The 19812-nt window shown below is 71.7% G+C and carries 15 protein-coding genes; 11 read left to right on the top strand and 4 right to left on the bottom strand.

Translation table 11 applies throughout. The features are described from left to right. Window positions 1-60: 60 nt before the first annotated feature. Window positions 61-1452 (top strand): L-serine ammonia-lyase, encoded by a 1392-nt coding sequence (locus ACE3UN_RS04300; protein ID WP_374673677.1) that lies wholly within the window; start codon window positions 61-63, stop codon window positions 1450-1452. On the opposite strand, the gene ACE3UN_RS04295 is transcribed toward ACE3UN_RS04300, so the two are convergent. Further along, the gene (locus ACE3UN_RS04295) at window positions 1453-2280 is read right to left on the bottom strand and encodes a response regulator (RefSeq protein WP_374673676.1); all 828 of its coding nucleotides are present in this window, start codon (window positions 2278-2280) and stop codon (window positions 1453-1455) included. Beyond that, window positions 2277-3794 carry a PAS domain-containing sensor histidine kinase gene (locus ACE3UN_RS04290; protein WP_374673675.1) on the bottom strand — a complete coding sequence of 506 codons (1518 nt, stop codon included), beginning with the start codon at window positions 3792-3794 and terminating at the stop codon, window positions 2277-2279. Before ACE3UN_RS04290 ends, ACE3UN_RS04295 begins: the two co-directional genes overlap by 4 nt. Before the next feature lie 200 nt (window positions 3795-3994). Here ACE3UN_RS04290 and ACE3UN_RS04285 point away from each other — a divergent pair, with 200 nt between their 5' ends. The 8 genes from ACE3UN_RS04285 to ACE3UN_RS04250 all read left to right on the top strand — a co-directional run bounded on the left by ACE3UN_RS04285 (window position 3995) and on the right by ACE3UN_RS04250 (window position 13179). Beyond that, a complete protein-coding gene (locus tag ACE3UN_RS04285) occupies window positions 3995-4684 on the top strand; it encodes a response regulator transcription factor (RefSeq protein ID WP_374673674.1) in 690 nt (229 codons plus the stop codon). After that, window positions 4677-6194 carry a sensor histidine kinase gene (locus tag ACE3UN_RS04280; protein WP_374673673.1) on the top strand — a complete coding sequence of 506 codons (1518 nt, stop codon included), beginning with the start codon at window positions 4677-4679 and terminating at the stop codon, window positions 6192-6194. The genes ACE3UN_RS04285 and ACE3UN_RS04280 overlap by 8 nt, the downstream gene beginning before the upstream one ends. Before the next feature lie 121 nt (window positions 6195-6315). After that, window positions 6316-7482 carry a maltoporin gene (locus ACE3UN_RS04275; RefSeq protein WP_374673672.1) on the top strand — a complete coding sequence of 389 codons (1167 nt, stop codon included), beginning with the start codon at window positions 6316-6318 and terminating at the stop codon, window positions 7480-7482. A 19-nt stretch (window positions 7483-7501) separates the two neighbouring features. Continuing rightward, window positions 7502-8749, top strand: coding sequence for an ABC transporter substrate-binding protein (locus tag ACE3UN_RS04270; protein WP_374673671.1), 1248 nt, complete (start codon window positions 7502-7504; stop codon window positions 8747-8749). Between the two features lie 126 nt (window positions 8750-8875). Beyond that, window positions 8876-9763, top strand: coding sequence for a carbohydrate ABC transporter permease (locus ACE3UN_RS04265; protein WP_374673670.1), 888 nt, complete (start codon window positions 8876-8878; stop codon window positions 9761-9763). Further along, window positions 9763-10647 carry a carbohydrate ABC transporter permease gene (locus ACE3UN_RS04260; RefSeq protein ID WP_374673669.1) on the top strand — a complete coding sequence of 295 codons (885 nt, stop codon included), beginning with the start codon at window positions 9763-9765 and terminating at the stop codon, window positions 10645-10647. Before ACE3UN_RS04265 ends, ACE3UN_RS04260 begins: the two co-directional genes overlap by 1 nt. 5 nt (window positions 10648-10652) lie before the next feature. Beyond that, window positions 10653-11729 (top strand): ABC transporter ATP-binding protein, encoded by a 1077-nt coding sequence (locus ACE3UN_RS04255; RefSeq protein WP_374673668.1) that lies wholly within the window; start codon window positions 10653-10655, stop codon window positions 11727-11729. Window positions 11730-11886: 157 nt separating this feature from the next. Continuing rightward, window positions 11887-13179 carry an AGE family epimerase/isomerase gene (locus ACE3UN_RS04250; protein WP_374673667.1) on the top strand — a complete coding sequence of 431 codons (1293 nt, stop codon included), beginning with the start codon at window positions 11887-11889 and terminating at the stop codon, window positions 13177-13179. Window positions 13180-13224: 45 nt separating this feature from the next. Here the strand turns inward: ACE3UN_RS04250 and ACE3UN_RS04245 are convergent, their stop codons facing one another. After that, a complete protein-coding gene (locus tag ACE3UN_RS04245; RefSeq protein WP_374673666.1) occupies window positions 13225-13992 on the bottom strand; it encodes a hypothetical protein in 768 nt (255 codons plus the stop codon). 172 nt (window positions 13993-14164) lie between these two features. Between ACE3UN_RS04245 and ACE3UN_RS04240 the strand changes: the two genes are divergently transcribed. After that, complete coding sequence (locus ACE3UN_RS04240; RefSeq protein WP_374673665.1) at window positions 14165-16597, top strand: penicillin acylase family protein; 2433 nt, start codon at window positions 14165-14167, stop codon at window positions 16595-16597. 70 nt (window positions 16598-16667) lie between these two features. On the opposite strand, the gene ACE3UN_RS04235 is transcribed toward ACE3UN_RS04240, so the two are convergent. Beyond that, a complete protein-coding gene (locus ACE3UN_RS04235) occupies window positions 16668-17075 on the bottom strand; it encodes a hypothetical protein (protein ID WP_374673664.1) in 408 nt (135 codons plus the stop codon). Between the two features lie 388 nt (window positions 17076-17463). Between ACE3UN_RS04235 and ACE3UN_RS04230 the strand changes: the two genes are divergently transcribed. Beyond that, window positions 17464-19806 carry a methyl-accepting chemotaxis protein gene (locus tag ACE3UN_RS04230; protein WP_374673663.1) on the top strand — a complete coding sequence of 781 codons (2343 nt, stop codon included), beginning with the start codon at window positions 17464-17466 and terminating at the stop codon, window positions 19804-19806. The last annotated feature ends 6 nt before the right edge of the window (window positions 19807-19812 follow it).

Here is a 19812-nt window from a genome sequence, read left to right as displayed (position 1 = left end):
CCGCCACCCTCGGCCAGGGTGGCCCCCCTGACGCCCCACTTACCCAGCGAGGCACACCCCATGGCCGTCTCCGTCTTCGACCTCTTCAAGATCGGCATCGGGCCGAGCAGCTCCCACACGGTGGGCCCCATGCGCGCAGCGCGGCTGTTCACCGGCCGGCTGCGCAGCGAGGGCCTGCTGGCGCGCACCGCCCGCGTGCGCTGCTGGCTCTATGGCTCGCTCGGCGCCACCGGCAAGGGGCACGGCAGCGACAAGGCCGTGATCCTCGGCCTGGCGGGGCATGAGCCGGACACGGTGGACGTGGACCTGGTGCCCGCCCTCCTGGACCTCATCCGCCAGGAACGGCGCCTCGCCCTGGCCGGCGAGCAGGGCTTGGCCTTCGACGAGGCGGAGGACCTGGTCTTCCACCGCCGGGAGACGCTGCCGTTCCACGCCAATGGCATGCGCCTGGTGGCCTACGACGCGGGCGGCCAGGAGCTGGAGAACCGGGTGTACTACTCGGTGGGCGGCGGCTTCGTCGTCAGCGACGAGGTGGCGGCCGACGGCTCGAAGCAGAAGGTGATCGCACCGGACGCCACGGTGCTGCCGCTGCCGTTCCGCTCGGGCGCCGAGCTGCTGGAGGTCTGCGAGCGCGAGGGCCTGAGCATCGCCCAGGTGATGCGCGTGAACGAGCGCCATTGGCGCACCGACGCCGAGATCGACGCCGGGCTGCTGCGCATCTGGAAGGTGATGCAGGAGTGCGTGCTGCGCGGCCTGCGCACCGAAGGCACCTTGCCCGGCGGCTTCAAGGTCAAGCGCCGCGCCGCCCAGCTCTACCGCGACCTCACCGCCAACCCGGAGGCCGCCCTGCGCGACCCGCTGCAGGTGATGGACTGGGTGAACCTCTACGCCCTGGCGGTGAACGAGGAGAACGCCGCCGGCGGCCGGGTGGTGACCGCCCCGACCAACGGCGCGGCCGGCATCGTGCCCGCCGTGCTGCACTACTACCACCGCTTCGTCCACGGCGCCACCGACGCCGGCGTCGTCGATTTCCTGCTCACGGCGGCCGCCATCGGCATCCTCTACAAGGAGAACGCGAGCATCTCCGGCGCGGAGGTGGGCTGCCAGGGCGAGGTGGGTGTGGCCTGCTCGATGGCCGCCGGCGCCCTGTGCGCCGTGATGGGCGGCAGCGCCGCCCAGGTGGAGAACGCCGCCGAGATCGGCATGGAGCACCACCTGGGCCTCACCTGCGACCCGGTGGGCGGGCTGGTGCAGATCCCCTGCATCGAGCGCAACGCCATCGCCTCGGTGAAGGCCATCAACGCCGCGCGCATGGCGCTGCGCGGGGATGGCACCCACCACGTCAGCCTGGACAAGGTCATCAAGACCATGCGCGAGACGGGCGCCGACATGATGACCAAGTACAAGGAGACCGCCCGCGGCGGCCTGGCGGTCAACATCGTCGAGTGCTGATCAGCGCGGGGCGCGTGCCAGCAGGCGGCGGATCTCCTCGATCAGCACGGGCGTGTCGATCGGCCGGGTGAGGTAGCGGTCGGCGCCCATCGCCAGCGCACGCGTCTGGGACTCCTCGTCCCAGTGGGTGGCGGTGAGGAACACGAAGGGCACGTCGCGCAAGTGGGGCTCGGCCTTGACGCGGGCGATGACATCGAAGCCGGTGCCTTCGCCGAGGCCGATGTCGCTGATGATGAGATCGGGCCGCTCATGCCGGGCCAGCGCGAGCGCCTGGTCCGGCGTGGACGCGGTGAGCACCCGGAAACCCAGCGGCTGCAGCATGCCCTGCTTGAGCTCGAGGTTGGACACCGTGTCGTCGACCACGAGGATCGTCTGGCCCGTGGTGCGCGGCGGGGTCGACCCCGGTGCGGGCGGCGGCGCGGCGGCCGCCGCATCTACCGAGGGCGCGAACAGGCCCGGCACCACCGCGCGCAGCGTCTCGATGAAGGTGGCGGGCTCGATCGGCTTGGACAGGTAGGCGTCGAAGCCCGATTGCATGACCCGCTCGCGGTCGCCCACCATCGCCAGTGCCGTCAGCGCCACCATCGGCAGCTCGCGCCGCCGGGCGTCCGACTTCACGCGCCGGGCGAACTCGTAGCCGTCCATGACCGGCATCTGGATGTCGCACAGCACCACGTCGAAGGGGTCGCCCGGTGCCTCCAGCGCCGCCAGCGCCTGCTCGCCGTTGTCGACGGCGCACACCTCGCACCCCGCCGACTGCAGCAGGTAGCTCACCAGCTGCAGGTTGATGGCGTTGTCGTCGACGACCAGCACGCGCGGGGAGCTCATGCGCACTCCCCGCCCGCCTCGGCCGGCCCCGCGGCGCGCTCCAGCGACATCCAGAACCGGCTGCCCTGCCCCGGCACGCTGCGCACCTCGATGCGGCTGCCGTGCAGCTCGGCGAGCTTCTTGCACAGGTACAGCCCGAGGCCGGTGCCCTCGATGCTGGGACGGCGGCTGGGGTGTCCCACCTGGGTGAAGGCGTGGAACAGCTGGCCCACCTCGTCCGGCGTCATGCCCACCCCCGTGTCGGACACGCCGAACACCACCCGTGCCGGGTCGTCCGGCGCCAGCTCCACCGACACGGTCACCCCGCCCTGCTCGGTGAACTTGATCGCGTTGTTGGTCAGGTTGATGAGGATCTGCTGCAGGGCGCGCCGGTCGGCGCACACCCACAGGGGCTCCGGCGGAAGCCGCAGTTCGAGCGCCAGGCCCCGGGTGGTGGCCGCCGGCCGCAGCGTGGTGCCGACCTCCTCCACCAGCAGCCGCGCGTCCACGGGCACGAGGCGCATGTCCACGCTGCCGGAGTCGATCTTCGCCAGGTCCAGCAGGTCGTTGATGAGCGACAACAGGTGCTTGCCGCTGGACTGGACCAAGCCCAGTTGCTTCTCCTGGTCGGGCGTCAGCGGCCCGGGCAGCCGCATCAGCAGGATGCCCGTGAACCCGATGATGGCGTTCAGCGGGGTGCGCAGCTCGTGGCTCATGGTGGCCAGGAAGCGGTCCTTCGCGCGGCTGGCGCGCTCCAGTTCCATGTTCTTCTCCTCCAGCGCGCGCTCGACCCGGCGCCGCTCGCTGATGTCGCGGATGGCGGACAGGCCGAAGAAGCCCACGTCGGTGCGCAAGGGGCTCAGGCTGATCTCCACGGGGAACTCCTCGCCGTTCTGCCGCTGGCCATAGAGCTCAAGCCCCTGGCCCATGGGCCGGGTGTGCGGATGGGCCATGTAGTGCTCGCGGTGGCGGCCGTGTCCCGCGCGGAACCGCGGCGGCATCAGCATTTCCAGCGGCGCACCCACCACGTCGGCAGACGCATAGCCGAACATCACCTCCGCCTGGCGGTTGAACAGGGCCACCCGGCCGATCTCGTTCACCACCAGGATGGCGTCCGGCATGGAATCGAACAGCTCGCGGTAGCGCGCGCCCAGCAGCCGTGCGTCACGCCGGGTGCGCAGGTGGGTGACGTCGGCCAGCGTCACCACCGTGCCGCGCGGCCGTCCCGGCCCGCCGCGCAGCGCCTGCGAGGCCATGTTCACGTACAGCAAGGCCCCATCCGCACAGCGGGCCACGGTGTCGACCCAGCGCCCTCCCTCGGACGATGCCTCTGTCGGGTCGGTGCCGAGGGCGCGGCCGTGTTCTCCGCCGAAGAGCAGCCCATGCAGGCCGTGCCCCATGACGGCATGCCGGGGGTGGCCGAAGATCATCTCGGCGGTGCGGTTCCAGAACGTGATGTGGCCGCCATCGTCGACCACCACGATGGCATCCGGCGACTCTTCCGCCAAGGCCTCCAGCAGACCTGCATCGAGCATAGATTTCGGTTCTCCCTGTGGGCGGCCTTCGTCGGCGCCCGTCTCCTTTGTCGCCGGCTTGGCGGGCCGGCGCCAGCGCTACCGTCTTGACCAACATCAAGACAGGGGCTTTGGTCGGACCTGGAGGGCAGACGGGCAATCCAGCCACCCGCGGGTCCGCCACCATCGCGCGGGCGTCGCCTGGCGTTAAGCTTTCGTCCATGAACCTGTTGCTCGCCGAGGACGACGCCATCCTGGCCGACGCGCTGTCCGCCCAGCTGCGCCAGGCCGGTTTCGAGGTGGAACACGCGCCGAACGGCGCCGTGGCCGAGTACCTGCTGCTCAAGCAGCCGCACGATGTGGCCGTGCTGGACCTGGGCCTGCCCCTGGTGGACGGCCTCACGGTGCTCAAGCGCGTGCGCGCGGCGCGGCCCGCCCTGCCCGTGCTGGTGCTGACGGCGCTGGACAGCCTGGACGACCGGGTCGCGGGCCTGAACGCGGGCGCCGACGACTACCTGACCAAGCCCTTCGACTTTCCCGAGCTGGAGGCCCGGCTGCGCGCCCTGCTGCGGCGCACCCGACCCGCCGGGGCCTCGGCCGAGCTGGGCCACCTGAGCTTCGACCGCGACACACGCCGCGCCACGGTGCGCGGCGAGCCCCTGGAGCTCAGCCCGCGCGAATGGATGCTGCTGGACCTGCTGCTGGCCCAGCGCGACAAGGTGGTCACCAAGGAGCAGATCCAGCAGGCCTGGGCGCTGGACCGCAGCGAAGGCGGTGCCGCCGGCGCCAACAACTCCATCGAGGTCTACATCCACCGCCTGCGTCGCAAGCTGGAGCAGTCGGGCCTGGCCATCCGCACGGTGCGCGGCCTGGGCTACCTGCTGGAAGTCGAGGCGGCCGGGGGTGGCTGAGCATGCCGTGCCGGCTGGCGGCCCGTCCCTGCACCGCCAGCTGCTGATCTGGCTGCTCGCGCCGCAGCTGGTGCTGTGGATCGTGGGCGCGGTGGTCACCTACCAGATCGCGGCGCGCTATGCCAATGCGGCCATCGACGCCAGCCTGTCGCAGGCCACGCGCTCGCTGGCTCGCCAGGTCAAGCCCATCGGCAACGGGCTGCTCGTGGACTTCCCGCGCGCGGCGCAGGACATCCTCGAAGCCGACCCCAACGACCGCGTGCTCTTCACGGTCAGCGCGCCGCCGGGCCAGTACATCCTGGGCAACCGCAACCTCCCCGCGCCACGGGGCGTGCCTGAGCCGCCGGCGCTCGGCGAGCCCTATTTCTATGACGGCGACATCCTCGAGCCCGCCAGCGCCAGCGCCAGCGCCAGCGCCGGCGAGCGGTTGCGGGTGCGGGTGGCCGCGCTGTACCTGAGCTATGGCGACGACGCCGGGCCGGCGCAGACCATGCTGGTGCAGGTGGCCCGCAGCAGCGCCAACCGGGAGGAACTGGCACGCCGCATCCTGCTGGACACCGTGCTGCCGCTGTCCGCGTTGATCGCCCTGATGACCATGATCGTGTGGGCGGGCATCCGCGCCGGGCTGGCGCCGCTGGCCCGGCTGCGCAGCCTGGTGGAGGGCAAGGCACCCAACGACCTCACCGCCATCGAGCTGGACGCCGCGCCGCGCGAAGTGCGGGCGCTGGCCCGGGCCATCAACGAGCTGCTGGGTGCCGTGCAGCACAACGTGGTGGCGCAGAAGCGCTTCATCAGCGACGCCGCCCACCAGTTGCGCACGCCGCTGGCCGGCCTGAAGAGCCAGACGGAGCTGGCCCTGGCGGAAACCGGCGACCCCGCGCTGCAGGCGCGGCTGCAGCGGGTGCACGCCAGCGCCACCCGCAGTGCGCACCTCGTGAACCAGCTGCTCACCCTGGCGCGTGCCGAGCCGGAATCGGCGTCGGTGCAGGCGCGTGCACGGGTGGACCTGCGGGCCCTGGCGCGGGAGCTCACGGCCGAGTGGGTGCCACGCGCCCGCCAGGCGGGCATCGACCTCGGCTTCGAGGACGTGGGCGGCTCCCCTGCCGAGGTGGTCGGCATCGGGCTGCTGTTGCGCGAGGCCCTGGCCAACCTGCTCGACAACGCCCTGCGCTATGCGGGCGCCGGGGCCGAGGTGACGGTGCGCGTGTCGCGGGACATGGACGAGGCGCTGCTGGAGGTCATCGACTCCGGCCCCGGCATGCCCGAGGCGCTGCGCGACGGACAGGCCTTCGAGCGCTTCGTCCGCGGCACCACCGATGGCCAGGGCTGTGGCCTGGGGCTGGCCATCGTGCAGGAGATCGTCCAGCGCCATGCCGGCCGGGTGGCCCTGCAGCCGCAGCAGCCCCATGGGCTGCGGGTGGCCGTGCACCTGCCCTTGGCCGCCGCGGTGGCTGGCCCGGCCGCCGCGTCGGGGGCCGCCATCCCGGCCCCACCTAAGGAAAGTACCTAGCAAGCTGGCGTTAATGTCTCTTTAATAATTGCGGCGCGCGCAAACAACTTGAACGTTTGCTGAACGCGCGCCGACCGCTCCGGAGCGGCCGCTGCGCCGGAAGCCACAGGAGACACCCGCCATGCACCTTCGACTTCATCTGGCCGCCGCGGCCGCCCTGGCCCTGGCGGCCGGCGGCGCCCAGGCGCTCGACTACACCGGCTATTTCCGCGCCGGCCCCGGCCTGACCGATAGCGACGCCTCGCGCGCCTGCTATGGCCTGAACGGCGGCAGCCCCGGCATGAAATACCGGCTGGGCAACGAGTGCGACTTCTACGGCGAGTTCCAGCTGTCGCAGGGCTTCCAGAAGGAAGGCATCGACACCCGCGTCACGCTCATGCTCAACCACTGGACCGGCGCCACCGACACCAACGGCGAGGGCATCAAGATCGAGCAGATGTTTGCCGAGGCCAAGGGCTTCGACATCGCGCCGGAGGCCACCTTCTGGATCGGCAAGGAGCGCGGCCGCCGCGGTGACGTGCACATCGTGGACACCTTCTTCGTCGAAATGGCGGGTGTGGGCGCCGGCGCGAAGGGCTTCAGCGTCGGGCCGGGCAAGCTGGGCGTGGCCTTCTACCGCACGGACAGCGACGCGGTGCGCCCCGGCAACCGGCTCAACGCCGAGTGGGTGGACATCGCCGCCAATGCCGGCGGCAAGCTGAACTTCTTCGCCACCCTCACGCGGGGTGACTTCGACGGGGGGGAATCCGGCGCCGGGCTGACGCTGCGCCACGACCAGCAGAACCTGTTCGGCACGGGCCTGAACAACACGCTGTTCCTGCAGGTCGCGCAGGGCTCGGCGGGCCTGAACGCCAACTTCGGCGACCTGACCGCCGGCTCCGATGCCAAGGGATGGCGCATCGTGGAGAGCGTCAGCGGCCAGCGTGGCGCGCTGGGCGGCCAGGCCATGCTGCTGCTGGCCAGCCAGACCGACGGCGCCGGGGTGCGCACCACCTCCGCGTCCGTGGGCGGCCGCGTGTCCTACGCCTTCAGCCGCCATTTCAAGCTCGTCACGGAGGCGGGCTACTCGCAGTTCAAGCCGGAAGGCGGGGCCACCGCCAAGCTGGCCAAGCTCACGGTGGCACCCACGCTGGCCACCGGGCCCGATTTCTGGAGCCGTCCGGAGTTCCGCCTGTACGTGACCACCGCCAAGTGGAACGCGCCGGCCGGCAACGTGACGGGCCAGCCGGCCTACGACGGAGAGACCCGCGGCACCAGCTATGGTGCGCAGGTCGAGTGGTGGTTCTGACCCGCAAGGAGACAACGAGATGACGACCATGAAGAACACGCTGACCGCCCTCGCCCTCGCGAGCGCCGCAGCGCTGGCCCATGCCGGCGAGATCGAGGTCCTGCACTGGTGGACCGCCGGCGGCGAGGCCAAGGCGGCCACCGCCCTGAAGCTGACGCTGCAGAAGAGCGGCCACCGCTGGCGCGACTTCGCCGTCGCTGGCGGCGGAGGCGACTCGGCCATGACCGTGCTGAAGTCGCGCGTGGTCTCGGGCAACGCGCCCTCGGCCGCGCAGATCAAGGGGCCGTCCATCCAGGAATGGGCGCGCGAGGGCGTGCTGGCCAACATGGATGACGTGGCGCGCGCCGAGAAATGGAACGAGCTGCTGCCTCCGGTGGTGGCGGACGTCATGAAGTACAAGGGCTCGTACGTGGCGGTGCCCGTGAACGTGCACCGGGTGAACTGGCTGTGGGCCAACCCGGCCGTGTTCGCCAAGGCCGGCGTGAAGGTGCCCACCACCTGGGACGAGTTCTTCACCGCGGCCGACGCGCTGAAGAAGGCCGGCGTGGTGCCGGTGGCGCACGGCGGCCAGAACTGGCAGGACTTCACCACCTTCGAGGCGGTGGCCCTCGGCGTGGGCGGCACGGACTTCTACAAGAAGGCCCTGGTGCAGCTCGACCCCGCCGCGCTGAAGAGCCCCACCATGGAAAAGGTGCTCACCACCTTCAAGCGGGTGAAGGACTACACCGACCGCAACGCGCCGGGCCGCGACTGGAACCTGGCCACCGCCATGGTCATCAAGGGCGAAGCGGCCATGCAGATCATGGGTGACTGGGCCAAGGGCGAGTTCGTCGCCGCGGGCAAGGTGCCGGGCAAGGACTTCGTCTGCGCGCCTGCGCCCGGCACGGCGCGTGCGTTCACCTTCAACATCGACTCCTTTGCGCTGTTCCAGCTCAAGGACGCCGACAAGATCGCCGCGCAGAAGGAACTGGCCCGGCAGATCATGGCGCCGGAGTTCCAGGAGGTGTTCAACCTCAACAAGGGCTCCATCCCGGTGCGCATGGGCATGCCCATGGACAAGTTCGACGACTGCGCCCGGCAGTCGGCCAAGGACTTCGGCGACACGGCCAAGGCCGGCAGCCTCGTGCCGTCCATCGCGCACGGCATGGCGGTGCCGTCGGCAGCCGAGGGCGCCATCAAGGACGCGGTGAGCCAGTTCTGGAACACCGACAAGATGAGCGCCAGCCAGGCCATGGACCGGATCGCCGCGGCCGCACGCACCCGCTGACCCGGCACCCGCCGGGCGCGAACGCGACCTCAAGCCGCTGTTCCACACGCACAGCGGAGTTCCCTCCCCGCGCCGCACGGCACGCCTGCCGGGCGTGCGGCGCGGGGCGCTTTTTCCCGGTTGCCCATGTCCTCCCTGTCCGCGCCCCCTGCCCTGCGCACGCCCTGGCTGCCCAAGCTGGTGATCGCGCCCACCTTCGTGGTGTCGTTCCTGTTCATCTACGGCCTCATGGCCTGGAACGGCTACCTGTCGCTGTCGGCCTCGCGCCTGCTGCCCAACTACGAGTTCGTCGGCCTGGCGCAGTACGAGGCGCTGTTCGAGAGCGAGCGCTGGTGGCTCGCGCTGCGCAACCTGGCGGTGTTCGGCGGCCTGTTCATCGCGGGCGGCATGGGCCTGGGCCTGCTGCTGGCGATCCTGCTGGACCAGAAGATCCGCGGCGAGGGCGTGCTGCGCACGGTCTACCTGTACCCCATGGCGCTGAGCTTCATCGTCACCGGCACCGCCTGGAAGTGGATCCTCAACCCGGGCCTGGGCCTGGAGCACCTGCTGCACGAATGGGGCGTCGAGGGCGCCCGGCTCGACTGGCTGATCGACCCGGACCGCGCCATCTACTGCGTGGTCATCGCAGGCGTCTGGCAGAGCGCCGGGTTCGTGATGGCGCTGTTCCTGGCCGGCCTGCGCGGCATCGACGACAGCATCCTCAAGGCGGCGCAGGTCGATGGGGCCAGCCTGCCCCGCATCTACTGGCGGATCGTCATCCCCAGCCTGCGGCCGGTGTTCTTCTCCACGCTCATGGTGGTGAGCCACCTGGCCATCAAGAGCTTCGACCTGGTGATGGCCCTCACCGCCGGCGGCCCGGGCTACGCCACCGACCTGCCCGCCACCTTCATGTACACGATGGCCTTCTCGCGCGGGCAGATCGGCCTGGGCGCCGCCAGCGCCACCGTGATGCTGGCCACCGTGGCCGCCATTGTGGTGCCCTATCTCTATTCGGAACTGCGGAGCCGCCGCTGATGCACGCCCCCTCCTCCACTGTCGCCGGGCCGCGCGGCCTGGTCTGGCACCGCCTGGCGCTGTACGCGGCGCTGGCGCTGTTCGCCGGGTTCTTCCTGCTGCCGCTGTACGTGATGGTGGCCACCTCGCTCAAGAGCATGGACGAGATCCGCAGCGGCACGCTGCTGTCGCTGCCGGCCAGCCCGAACCTGGCGGCCTGGGCCACGGCCTGGTCGTCCGCCTGCACCGGCACCGACTGCGGCGGCCTCAGGCCCTTCTTCCTGAACTCGGTGCTGCTGGTGGTGCCGGCGGTGGCCATCTCCACGCTGCTGGGCGCCCTGAACGGCTACGTGCTCAGCAAGTGGCGATTTCGCGGCAGCGAGCTCATGTTCGCCCTGATCCTGTTCGGCGTGTTCATGCCCATGCAGGTGGTGCTGCTGCCCATGAGCCAGGTGCTGGGCTGGCTGGGCCTGGCGAGTTCCATCGGCGGGCTGGTGCTGGTGCACGTGCTCGCCGGCATCCCGAGCACCACCTTGTTCTTCCGCAACTACTACCTCGGCCTGCCCGATGAGCTCATCAAGGCCGCCATGCTCGATGGCGCCGGCTTCTGGCAGATCTTCCGGCGCATCGTGCTGCCCCTGTCGGTGCCCATCCTGGTGGTCACGCTGATCTGGCAGTTCACCCAGATCTGGAACGATTTCCTCTATGGCGTGGTGTTCTCGGGGGCCGATTCCAAGCCGGTCACCGTGGGCCTGAACAACCTGGCCAACACCTCCAGCAGCGTCAAGGAATACAACGTGGACATGGCCGCCGCCATGATCGCCGCCCTGCCCACGCTCATCGTCTACATCGTCGCAGGCAAGTACTTCGTGCGCGGCCTCGCCGCCGGCGCCGTGAAAGGTTGACCACCATGGGCGCACTGTCCATTCGCCAGGTCCGCAAGACCTTCGGCCCCGTCGAGATCCTCAAGGGCATCGACATCGAGGTCGAGGCCGGCGAGTTCCTCATCCTCGTGGGCGCCTCCGGCTGCGGCAAGTCCACGCTGCTGTCCATGATCGCGGGGCTGGACGTGCCCACGCACGGCAGCATCCACATCGGCGAGCGCGACGTCACGCACCTGCCGCCGCGCGAGCGCGACATCGCCATGGTGTTCCAGAGCTACGCGCTCTACCCCAACATGACGGTGGCGCAGAACATCGCCTTCGGCCTGGAGATGCGCGGCGTGCCGCGGCCGGAGCGCGCCGCGGCCGTGCAGCGCGTGGCCCAGATGCTGCAGATCGGCCACCTGCTGGACCGCAAGCCCGGGCAGCTCTCGGGCGGCCAGCGGCAGCGCGTGGCCATGGGCCGCGCCCTGGCGCGCGACCCCAAGCTGTTCCTCTTCGACGAGCCGCTGTCCAACCTGGACGCCAAGCTGCGCGTGGAGATGCGCGCGGAGATCAAGCGCCTGCACCAGCGCACCCGCACCACCACGGTGTACGTCACCCACGACCAGGTGGAGGCCATGACGCTGGGCGACCGCATCGCCGTGATGAAGGACGGCCGCGTGGAACAGCTGGGCACGCCGGACGACATCTACAGCCGCCCCGCCACCCGCTTCGTGGCGGAGTTCATCGGCTCGCCCGCCATGAACCTGGTGGCGGCACGGCGCCAGCCCGGCGGCCTGGGGGCGGCGGGCCTGGCACTGCCGCTCACCGCACCGCAGCAGGGCGAGCTGGCCACCCGCGCGGCGGATGGCGGCTTCAGCTACGGCGTGCGCCCCGAGGACCTGGCGCTGGTGGCACCCGGCACCTCGGGTGCCCTGCCCGGCCAGCTGGCCATGCTGGAGCCCACCGGCCCGGAGACCTACGCCGTGGTCGACACGCCGCTGGGCACCTGGACGGCGCGGGTGCCTGGCAAGGTGGCGCAGGCGGTGGGCGAGCCCGTTGCCCTGTCCTGGGCACCGGCATGCAGCCACCTGTTCGGCGCCGACGAGCGACGGGTGGCCTGAGCGCCGGCGGCCCCGGCGGGCCGAGCGCTGGGCCGCCCCCGAGCCGGTCCGCATCCCCTCGGGGGATCGCCCGGCGCACCCGCCGGTCGAGGGGCGCCTGCCCAGGCGACGCGCCCGCTCACAGCAAGGTTGGAAGGGCGGGCGTAGCATGCCACGCATGAAGCAGCTTCCGGAATTCCGCAGCGCCGCCTTCCTGCGCGAGCACGTGCTGCAGACCATGGCCTTCTACGACGGGCCCGACGGCCGGCGCGCGGTGGACCCGTCCGGCGGCCTCTACCACTTCCTGCTCGACGACGGGCGCGTGCATGACCGCCACACGCGCCACCTGGTCAGCAGCACCCGCTACGTGTTCACCTACGCCAACGCGGCGCGGCACTTCCCCGACCACCCGCAGGCGGCCCGCTGGCGGGACACCGCCCGCCATGCCCTGGCCTTCGTGCAGGACGTGCACCGCGACGCGGCCAGCGGCGGCTACACCTGGCTGCTGCACTGGGAGAACGGCCGCAAGCAGGTGATGGACACCACCCAGCACTGCTATGGCCTGGCCTTCGTGCTGCTGGCCCAGGCGCACGCGCTGCGGGCCGGTCTCGAGGAGGCCCGCGCCGGGCTGCACGAGACCATCGCGCTGATGGAACGGCGCTTCTGGGAGCCGGCCGCCGGCCTGTACGCCGACGAGGCGGCGCCCGACTGGCAGCTGCGCCCCTACCGGGGGCAGAACGCCAACATGCACGCCTGCGAGGCCATGCTGGCCGCCTACGAGGCCACCGGCGACGCCGCCTGCCTCGCGCGCGCGGCCACGCTGGCCGAATCGGTCACGCAGCGCCTGGCCGGCCTGGCACACGGGCTGGTCTGGGAGCACTACCACCCCGACTGGACGCCGGACTGGAACTACAACCGGCAGGACCGCAGCAACATCTTCCGCCCCTGGGGCTTCCAGACCGGCCACCTCACCGAGTGGGCCAAGCTGCTGCTGACGCTGGAGCGTCTGACACCCGACCTGCCGCCGGACACCGACGAGGAAACCTGGATGCTGCGCCGGGCGCGCGAGCTATTCGCCGCGGCGGTGCAGCACGGCTGGGATCGCCCGCACGGCGGCCTCGTCTATGGCTTCGCCCCCGAGCGCGACCCCGCCACCGACACCCACTACAAGGTGTGCGACGGCGACAAGTACCACTGGGTGCAGGCCGAGTCGCTGGCCGCCGCCGCGGCCCTGGCCGAGCGCACCCACGAGGGCGCCTACTGGGACTGGTACGACCGCCTGTGGGCCTACGCCTGGGAGCACTTCGTCGACCACACGCACGGCGCCTGGTACCGCATCCTCACGCCGGACAACCGCAAGCTCACCGACCAGAAAAGCCCGGCCGGCAAGGTCGACTACCACAACATGGGCGCTTGCTACGAGGTGCTGGGCGCGCTGGAGCGCCTGTACGGCAGCGTGGAAACGGCCTGAGCCTGGTGCGCGGGGCCGGGGCCGGCACCCCGGCCCCGCGGTGCCTCAGCGCCCCACGGGGGCCGGCAGCGACAGGTTGCCGGACGCCACCTTGAACACGTCGACCACGCACAGCAGCGGGCTGTGCACGCTGGCGTTGACGCGCAGGGCGGCGGTCACGCCGTCGTGGCGTGCCTGCGCCAGCGCCGTGGCCCCGCCCAGCGGCACCCGCACCTCGACGGTCTCGCCGCGGAACGTGGGGCTGTAGCCAGGGCTGTCGATCAGCAGGGGCAGGCCGGGCCAGGTGGCCGGCAGGCGCGGCGTGGCGCCTTCGGGGATGTCGACCACCTTGAGCATGTCCTTGCCGCACGCGGCATCGGGCTGGAGCACCACCCAGTGGCTGTGCCAGAGCTCGCCGTCGTTGCCCAGGTCGCCATCGCCGTTCTCGTCGAACAGCGGCGTGTCGTCGAAGTCGGGGTGGGCCGTGACGGCAAAGGCCAGCACGCCCGACCGTGGCTCGAAGCCGACCTCGGCCGGGTCCAGGGTGGTCGGCCACACGTAAGAAAAGACCTGGCTGCCCGCCAGCTGCCCCGTGCGCGACGGCCTGCTGGCACCCGCACGGCCGCTCACGGCCATGTGGAACACGGCGTGGCGCCCGTCCACGCGCACCCGGGTGTGGACGATGTCGAACGGTGCGGCCACGTGGCTGGACGACGCTGTCGCCAGGCCGCCGCTGTGCGCCGCGCCGCCATGGGCCTGGGCACCGGGGGCGGCCAGCAGGCAGCCGGCGGCCAGCAGGCTGACGGCGATGCAGAGGGAGGGGGTCGAGGCCATGGAGTGACTCCGGAAGTGAAGGGATGGCCACGAGTGTGCGGGCCCAGTCAGGACGAACCGCATCTTCCCGTCTCCTTTTGATATCCCTTCGTCTTTCATGCGGGCCGACACGCAGGCCGGGAGGCCGCGGGCGGGCGCGACAATGCCGCCTTCTCCCGCTTCGCCGCCTGCCATGCGCCGTGTCCTTCGCCTGGGTGTCCTGATCCTGCTCGTGCTGCTGCTGCTCGCCGCGGCGGTGCTGTTCTGGCAGTGGCGCACGCGCCTGCCGCAGCGCGAGGGCGAGCTGGCGCTGGCCGGCCTGACCGCGCCGGTCGTGGTGCGCTACGACGAGGCGGGCGTCCCGCACATCCGGGCCGAACACGAGGCGGACCTGTACCGCGCCCTCGGCTACGTGCACGCCCAGGACCGCCTGTTCCAGATGGAGATCGTGCGGCGTCTCGCGCGCGGCGAACTCGCCGAGGTGCTGGGCCCGAAGCTGGTGGACACGGACAAGCTCTTCCGCACCCTGCGCATCCGCCACCATGCCGACGCGGCGGCCGCACGGCTCGACCCCCAGGCGCCCTCCGTGCAGGCGCTGCAGGCCTACATCGACGGGGTGAATGCCTTCCAGGACAGCCACCCGGCGCCCATCGAGTTCGCGCTGCTGGGCATTCCCAAGCGGCCCTTCACCCCGGCGGACACGCTCAGCGTGGCCGGCTACCTGGCCTACAGCTTCGCCGCCGCCTTCCGCACCGAGCCGGCGCTCACGCGCATCCGCGACCAGCTCGGGCCGGACTACCTGCGCATCTTCGACCTGGCCTGGTACCCCGAGGGCGTGGCGCAGGCGCAGCCCGCGGCGGCGTCGGCCCCTGCCCCGGTCGCGGCCACCCGGCTGGACGCGCAGGAACACGCGCTGCTGGCTCGGCTGTCCGCGCTCAGCGACCAGGCGATGCAGCTGGCCGCCGTGCCCATGTACGAAGGCAGCAACGCCTGGGTGGTGGCCGGCTGGCGCAGCGCGAGCGGCAAGCCGCTGCTGGCCGGCGACCCGCACATCGCCTTCGGCGTGCCCGCTGTCTGGTACGAGGCGCACCTGTCCATGCCGGGCTTCGAGCTCTATGGCCTGCACCAGGCGCTCAACCCGTTCGCGCTGGTGGGGCACAACACCCGCTTTGGCTGGAGCCTCACCATGTTCCAGAACGACGACGTCGACTTCATCGCCGAGAAGACCGACGCCGCCCGGCCGGGCAAGGTCTGGCACCGCGGCCAGTGGGTGGCGCTCGAGTCCGCCACGGAGACGATCCGCGTGAAGGGCGCCGAGCCGGTGTCGCTGACGCTGCAGCGCTCGCCGCACGGGCCCATCGTCAACACGGCCCTGGGTCCCGCCGGAGGTGAGCGCCCCATCGCGATGTGGTGGGCCATGCTGGAAACCGAGAACCCGGTGCTCGAGGCCTTCTACCGGCTCGACCGGGCGGACACGCTCGACAAGGCCCGCGCGGCGGCCGCCCTGATCCACGCGCCCGGCCTCAACGTGGTGTGGGCCAATGCCGCGGGCGACATCGGCTGGTGGGCGGCCGCCCGGCTGCCCGAGCGGCCGGCCGGCGTGAACCCCAGCTTCATCCTGGACGGCGCCAGCGGCCAGGCCGACAAGCCGGCCTTCCGGCCCTTCAGCGAGAACCCGCAGGAAGAGAACCCCACCCGCGGCTACATCGTGTCGGCCAACCACCAGCCGGCGGGCGCGCGGCCCATCCCCGGCTACTACAACCTCTGGGACCGTGCACGGCGGCTCGACGAGCAGATGGTGGCGCAGCCGGGTGGCTGGAACATGGCCGCCATGGAGGCGCTGCAGCTCGACACCCGCACGGGCTACGGCCCGCGGGTGCTGGCGCCGCTGCTGCCGGCGCTGCGGCAGGCGACGGCCGGCCAGGCGGCGCAGGCCGCGCTGGTCGAGCAGCTCGCCACCTGGGCCGGTGACCACCCGGTGGAGGCCGTCGCGCCCACGGTGTTCCACCAGTTCCTCCACGACCTGGGCCACGCCGCCATGGCCGACGAGATCGGCGAGGACGCGTGGCAGGGCATGCGCCGCGTGCGCGCCCTGGACCACGCCCTGCCCCGGCTGGCCGCCGACGCGGGATCGCCCTGGTGGGACCGCCGGGACACGCCGGCGCGCGAGACGCGGGAAGACATCGTGGCCCTGGCCTGGCAGCGCAGCATCGCCCACCTCACGCGCACGCTGGGCGATGACCCGGCCCGCTGGGTCTGGGCGCGCGCCCACGCCGTGGAGCACGAACACCCCCTGGGCAAGCAGAAGCCGCTGGACAAGGTGTTCAACGTGGGGCCTTTCCCGGTGGCGGGCGGGCGGGAGGTGCCCAACAACCTGAGCGGCCCGCTGGCCCCCGTGCCGGTGCCGGTGACCTACGGCCCGTCCACCCGGCGCGTGATCGATTTCGCCGAGCCGGCCGCCGCCCGCGGCGCCAACCCCGTGGGCCAGAGCGGGGTGTGGGGAGACCGGCACTACGCCGACCAGGCCGCCGCCTACGCACGCGGGGAATCCCGGCAGCAGCACCTGGCGGAGGCCGAGGTGGCCCGCGCCACGGTGGGCACGCTCACGCTCCAGCCGGCGCGCTGACCGGCGCGCCCGCCCATGAAAAAGGCCGCCGGGGCGACCCGGCGGCCTTGTCGTGCAGAGCGCTCGTTGCTCAGCGGGCGACGGACGGCTTCGTGCCGCGGGCCTTGGCCTCGGTGGCCGGGCTCCAGGTGCCGGCGTTGACCCAGGCGCCGTCGTTGGCACGGTAGATCGCCCAGGTGTTGTCCTTGTTGATGATCCACATGAACTCGGCGCCGTACACGCTGGCGCCGTAGGACGCAAGCAGCAGGCCGTTGGCCGTCTGGCCCTTGCCCTTGCCCTTGGAGCCGCCGACGGCCGCGTTGGTGCCGGCGCAGTCCAGGCTCACCCACGTGCCCGTGGCGCCGTAGTCGCCGACTTCGGTCAGGCCACTCATGCCATCGCAGTAGCCGTCGAACACGATGTCGGACGGGATGGAGGCGTTCGCGGCGCCGACAGCGCCCAGGAGAGCCAGCAGGGAAACCATCTTGGTCTTCAGCATATGTGCTCCGTCAGTGAGGTGAAGTGTGTGTCAGCCCCCCCGCAGAGCTCGGTGTCTGCCGGCTCCGCGGGTCCCTCGGCGAGGGGGGGTGAGGCGCATTCTTGGGGTCGTGCCGGCCGCTCCCCATCCCTCGTTCTGCGGGGGAACGTCGCGCAAACAGGTGACAGCGGGCAAGTCCCTGCCGACGCCGGGGTAGACAGGGCAAGCGCGACTGGCACGGCGGGGCCGCCCCCCGGCCCGGCGCAAACAGTGCCACGAAATGTCTGCTTATTGCCCTATAGCGGCGAGCGGCCGTGCCGAAGATGGCGATACGGGCGGGGACCGGGGGCATGGCTGCCGTGGGTCCCTCACCGGCATCCATTCGCGTCGATCGGGGGAGACACCACCCATGCCATCTGCCAGCTCTGCCCTCCTGCGCCCCGGCATGCGCCTGATGCGTCGCCTGCGCATGCCCACCAAGATGGCCCTCATGGGGCTGATGCTGCTGATCCCGCTGCTGGTGCTCATCCTGCAGAGCGCCCGGGAAGCCCGCAGCGAGATGCAGTTCACGGCCGGCGAGGTGGCCGGCGCCGAGCTGGTCAGCCAGCTGACCGAGCTGACGGGCCTGGTGCAGGCGCACCGCGGGCTCACGCACCGCGTGCTGTCCGGCGATGCCGGCGCCACCGGCGAGCGCGACGCCATCCGGCAACGCACCGCGCAGGCCCTGGCGGCCGTGGACGCGGCGCTGCCCGGCCTGCCGTTCGCCGTGGCGGACCTGTGGCGGCCGGTGCGCGATGCCACCGACGGCCTGACGCAGGGCCGGCATTCGTCGCAGCGTGGCGAGGCGTTCGCCGAACATGGCCGCCACGTCGAGGGGCTGCGCCAGCTGGTGCTGCAGGTGGGCGAGCGCTCCGGGCTGCTGCTGGACCCCGAGGCCGGCAGCTTCTTCCTGATGGACATGGTGGTCGAGCGGGTGATCCCGTGGACCGAGGTGATCGGCCAGGCCCGTGGCCAGGGCGCCGCGCTGCTGGCCCGCGGCGACGCGAGCAGCGTGGAGCGCTCCACGCTGGTGGGCCGCGCCGACGCGCTGGTGGCGGCGGTGGTGGACGCGGGCTTCCGCGCCGAGGCCCTGGGGCGCGCAGGCATCGCCCTGCCCGCGGGCTGGCCGGCAGCGCAGGCGGCGTCCCACCGTTTCGAGAAGACCGTCCGCAAGACCTTCACCGCCGAGACGCTCGACGGGGACCCGGCGGCCTTCTTCGCCGAGGGCTCGACCGCCATCGACGCGGTGATGACCTTCCGCCAGCAGGTGCACGGCCAGCTGCTGGCCGAGCTGCACGCCCGGGAAGCCAAGCTGCAGCGCCAGTTCTGGTGGCAGATCGGCCTGTCCGTGGGCGGCGTGTCCCTCATGCTCTATTTCGCCGTGGCCTTCTACGCCAGCTTCCTGGGCGGCCTGCGCGTGCTGCAGCGCGGCGTGTCGGCCGTCGCGGCCGGTGACCTGGCGCACAAGGTGCAGATCGAGGGCCAGGACGAGCTCGCGGAGATCGGTCGGGTCGTCGAGCACATGAGCGAGGGCCTGTCGACGATGGTCGCCGAGATCCGCAGCAGCGCGGTGCGGGTGGGCCTGTCCGGGCGCCGCCTGGCCGAAAGCGGCGATGCCCTGTCGCAGCGTACCGAGGCACAGGCGTCCAACCTGCGCCAGACCGTGGCCACCGTCGGCCAGCTCAGCGACGCCGTGGCCAGCAACGCCAGCGCCGCGCACGAGCTCGATCAGCTCACCGCCGCGCTGCGCCAGCAGGCGGAAGCGGGCGGCGATGCCATGCGTGCCACCGTGCAGGCCATGGGCACCCTGGAGGAGAGCTCACGCCGCGTGGGGGAGATCATCGGCGTCATCGACGGCATCGCCTTCCAGACCAACATCCTCGCGCTGAACGCGGCGGTCGAGGCCGCCCGCGCCGGCGAGGCGGGCCGCGGGTTCGCCGTGGTGGCCACCGAGGTGCGCCAGCTTGCGCAGCGCAGCGCCTCCGCCGCCGCGGAGATCCGCCAGCTCATCGGCCAGTCCACGGAGCAGGTCGGCCAATCCGTCGCGCGCATCCAGCGCACGAACGGCGCGCTCGATTCGGTGGTCCACGGCGTGCGCGACGTGTCCGACAAGCTGCGGGGCATCGCCCAGGCCAGCGCCCAGCAGGCCACCAGCCTGGAGGAGGTGTCGCGCAGCGTGGGCAGCCTGGACGAGATCACCCAGCAGAACGCCGGCATGGTGGACGAATCGCAGCGTGCGTCCGGCGAGCTGGTCACGCGGGCGTCGGTGCTCAGCGACGCGGTGGCGGCCATCCGCCTGCGCCAGGGCAGCGCCGACGAGGCGCGCGCCCTCGTGGACCGCGCGGTGCAGCTGGTGCGGCAGCGTGGCCTGGCCGAAGCCGCCCGGGTGTTCCGCCAGCCGGACGGCGGCTTCCTGGACCGCGACCTCTACATCTTCGTGACCGACCGCGAGGCGCGCTACCACGTGCATGGCGCCAAGCCCGCCATGGAGGGCCGCCTGGTGCACGAGGTGCCGGGCATCGACGGCGACCGCTTCGCCCGCGAGTCCTGGGACGCGACCCAGGGCAGCCACTGGGTCGAGTACACCATCGTCAACCAGACCACCGGCAAGGTGCAGCCCAAGGCGAGCTACGTGGTGGCGCTGGACGACAAGCTGCTCATCGGCTGCGGCATCTACACCACCAAGGGCCAGTTCAGCACCGCCGCGGCCTGAGGCCGC

It is taken from the genome of Ideonella sp. (assembly GCF_041918995.1).
Taxonomy (GTDB): Bacteria; Pseudomonadota; Gammaproteobacteria; order Burkholderiales; family Burkholderiaceae_C; genus Ideonella.
This window is presented reverse-complemented; position numbering and strand designations above follow the sequence as displayed.

What these genes read in the sequence shown, in the direction of transcription:
- ACE3UN_RS04235 (WP_374673664.1), bottom strand. Translation starts at nt 17,075, where the DNA reads ATGCTGAAGACCAAGATGGTTTCCCTGCTGGCTCTCCTGGGCGCTGTC.
- ACE3UN_RS04245 (WP_374673666.1), bottom strand. Translation starts at nt 13,992, where the DNA reads ATGGCCTCGACCCCCTCCCTCTGCATCGCCGTCAGCCTGCTGGCCGCC.
- ACE3UN_RS04270 (WP_374673671.1), top strand. Translation starts at nt 7,502, where the DNA reads ATGACGACCATGAAGAACACGCTGACCGCCCTCGCCCTCGCGAGCGCC.
- ACE3UN_RS04255 (WP_374673668.1), top strand. Translation starts at nt 10,653, where the DNA reads ATGGGCGCACTGTCCATTCGCCAGGTCCGCAAGACCTTCGGCCCCGTC.
- ACE3UN_RS04230 (WP_374673663.1), top strand. Translation starts at nt 17,464, where the DNA reads ATGCCATCTGCCAGCTCTGCCCTCCTGCGCCCCGGCATGCGCCTGATG.
- ACE3UN_RS04250 (WP_374673667.1), top strand. Translation starts at nt 11,887, where the DNA reads ATGAAGCAGCTTCCGGAATTCCGCAGCGCCGCCTTCCTGCGCGAGCAC.
- ACE3UN_RS04265 (WP_374673670.1), top strand. Translation starts at nt 8,876, where the DNA reads ATGTCCTCCCTGTCCGCGCCCCCTGCCCTGCGCACGCCCTGGCTGCCC.
- ACE3UN_RS04295 (WP_374673676.1), bottom strand. Translation starts at nt 2,280, where the DNA reads ATGAGCTCCCCGCGCGTGCTGGTCGTCGACGACAACGCCATCAACCTG.
- ACE3UN_RS04260 (WP_374673669.1), top strand. Translation starts at nt 9,763, where the DNA reads ATGCACGCCCCCTCCTCCACTGTCGCCGGGCCGCGCGGCCTGGTCTGG.
- ACE3UN_RS04240 (WP_374673665.1), top strand. Translation starts at nt 14,165, where the DNA reads ATGCGCCGTGTCCTTCGCCTGGGTGTCCTGATCCTGCTCGTGCTGCTG.
- ACE3UN_RS04300 (WP_374673677.1), top strand. Translation starts at nt 61, where the DNA reads ATGGCCGTCTCCGTCTTCGACCTCTTCAAGATCGGCATCGGGCCGAGC.
- ACE3UN_RS04275 (WP_374673672.1), top strand. Translation starts at nt 6,316, where the DNA reads ATGCACCTTCGACTTCATCTGGCCGCCGCGGCCGCCCTGGCCCTGGCG.
- ACE3UN_RS04290 (WP_374673675.1), bottom strand. Translation starts at nt 3,794, where the DNA reads ATGCTCGATGCAGGTCTGCTGGAGGCCTTGGCGGAAGAGTCGCCGGAT.
- ACE3UN_RS04285 (WP_374673674.1), top strand. Translation starts at nt 3,995, where the DNA reads ATGAACCTGTTGCTCGCCGAGGACGACGCCATCCTGGCCGACGCGCTG.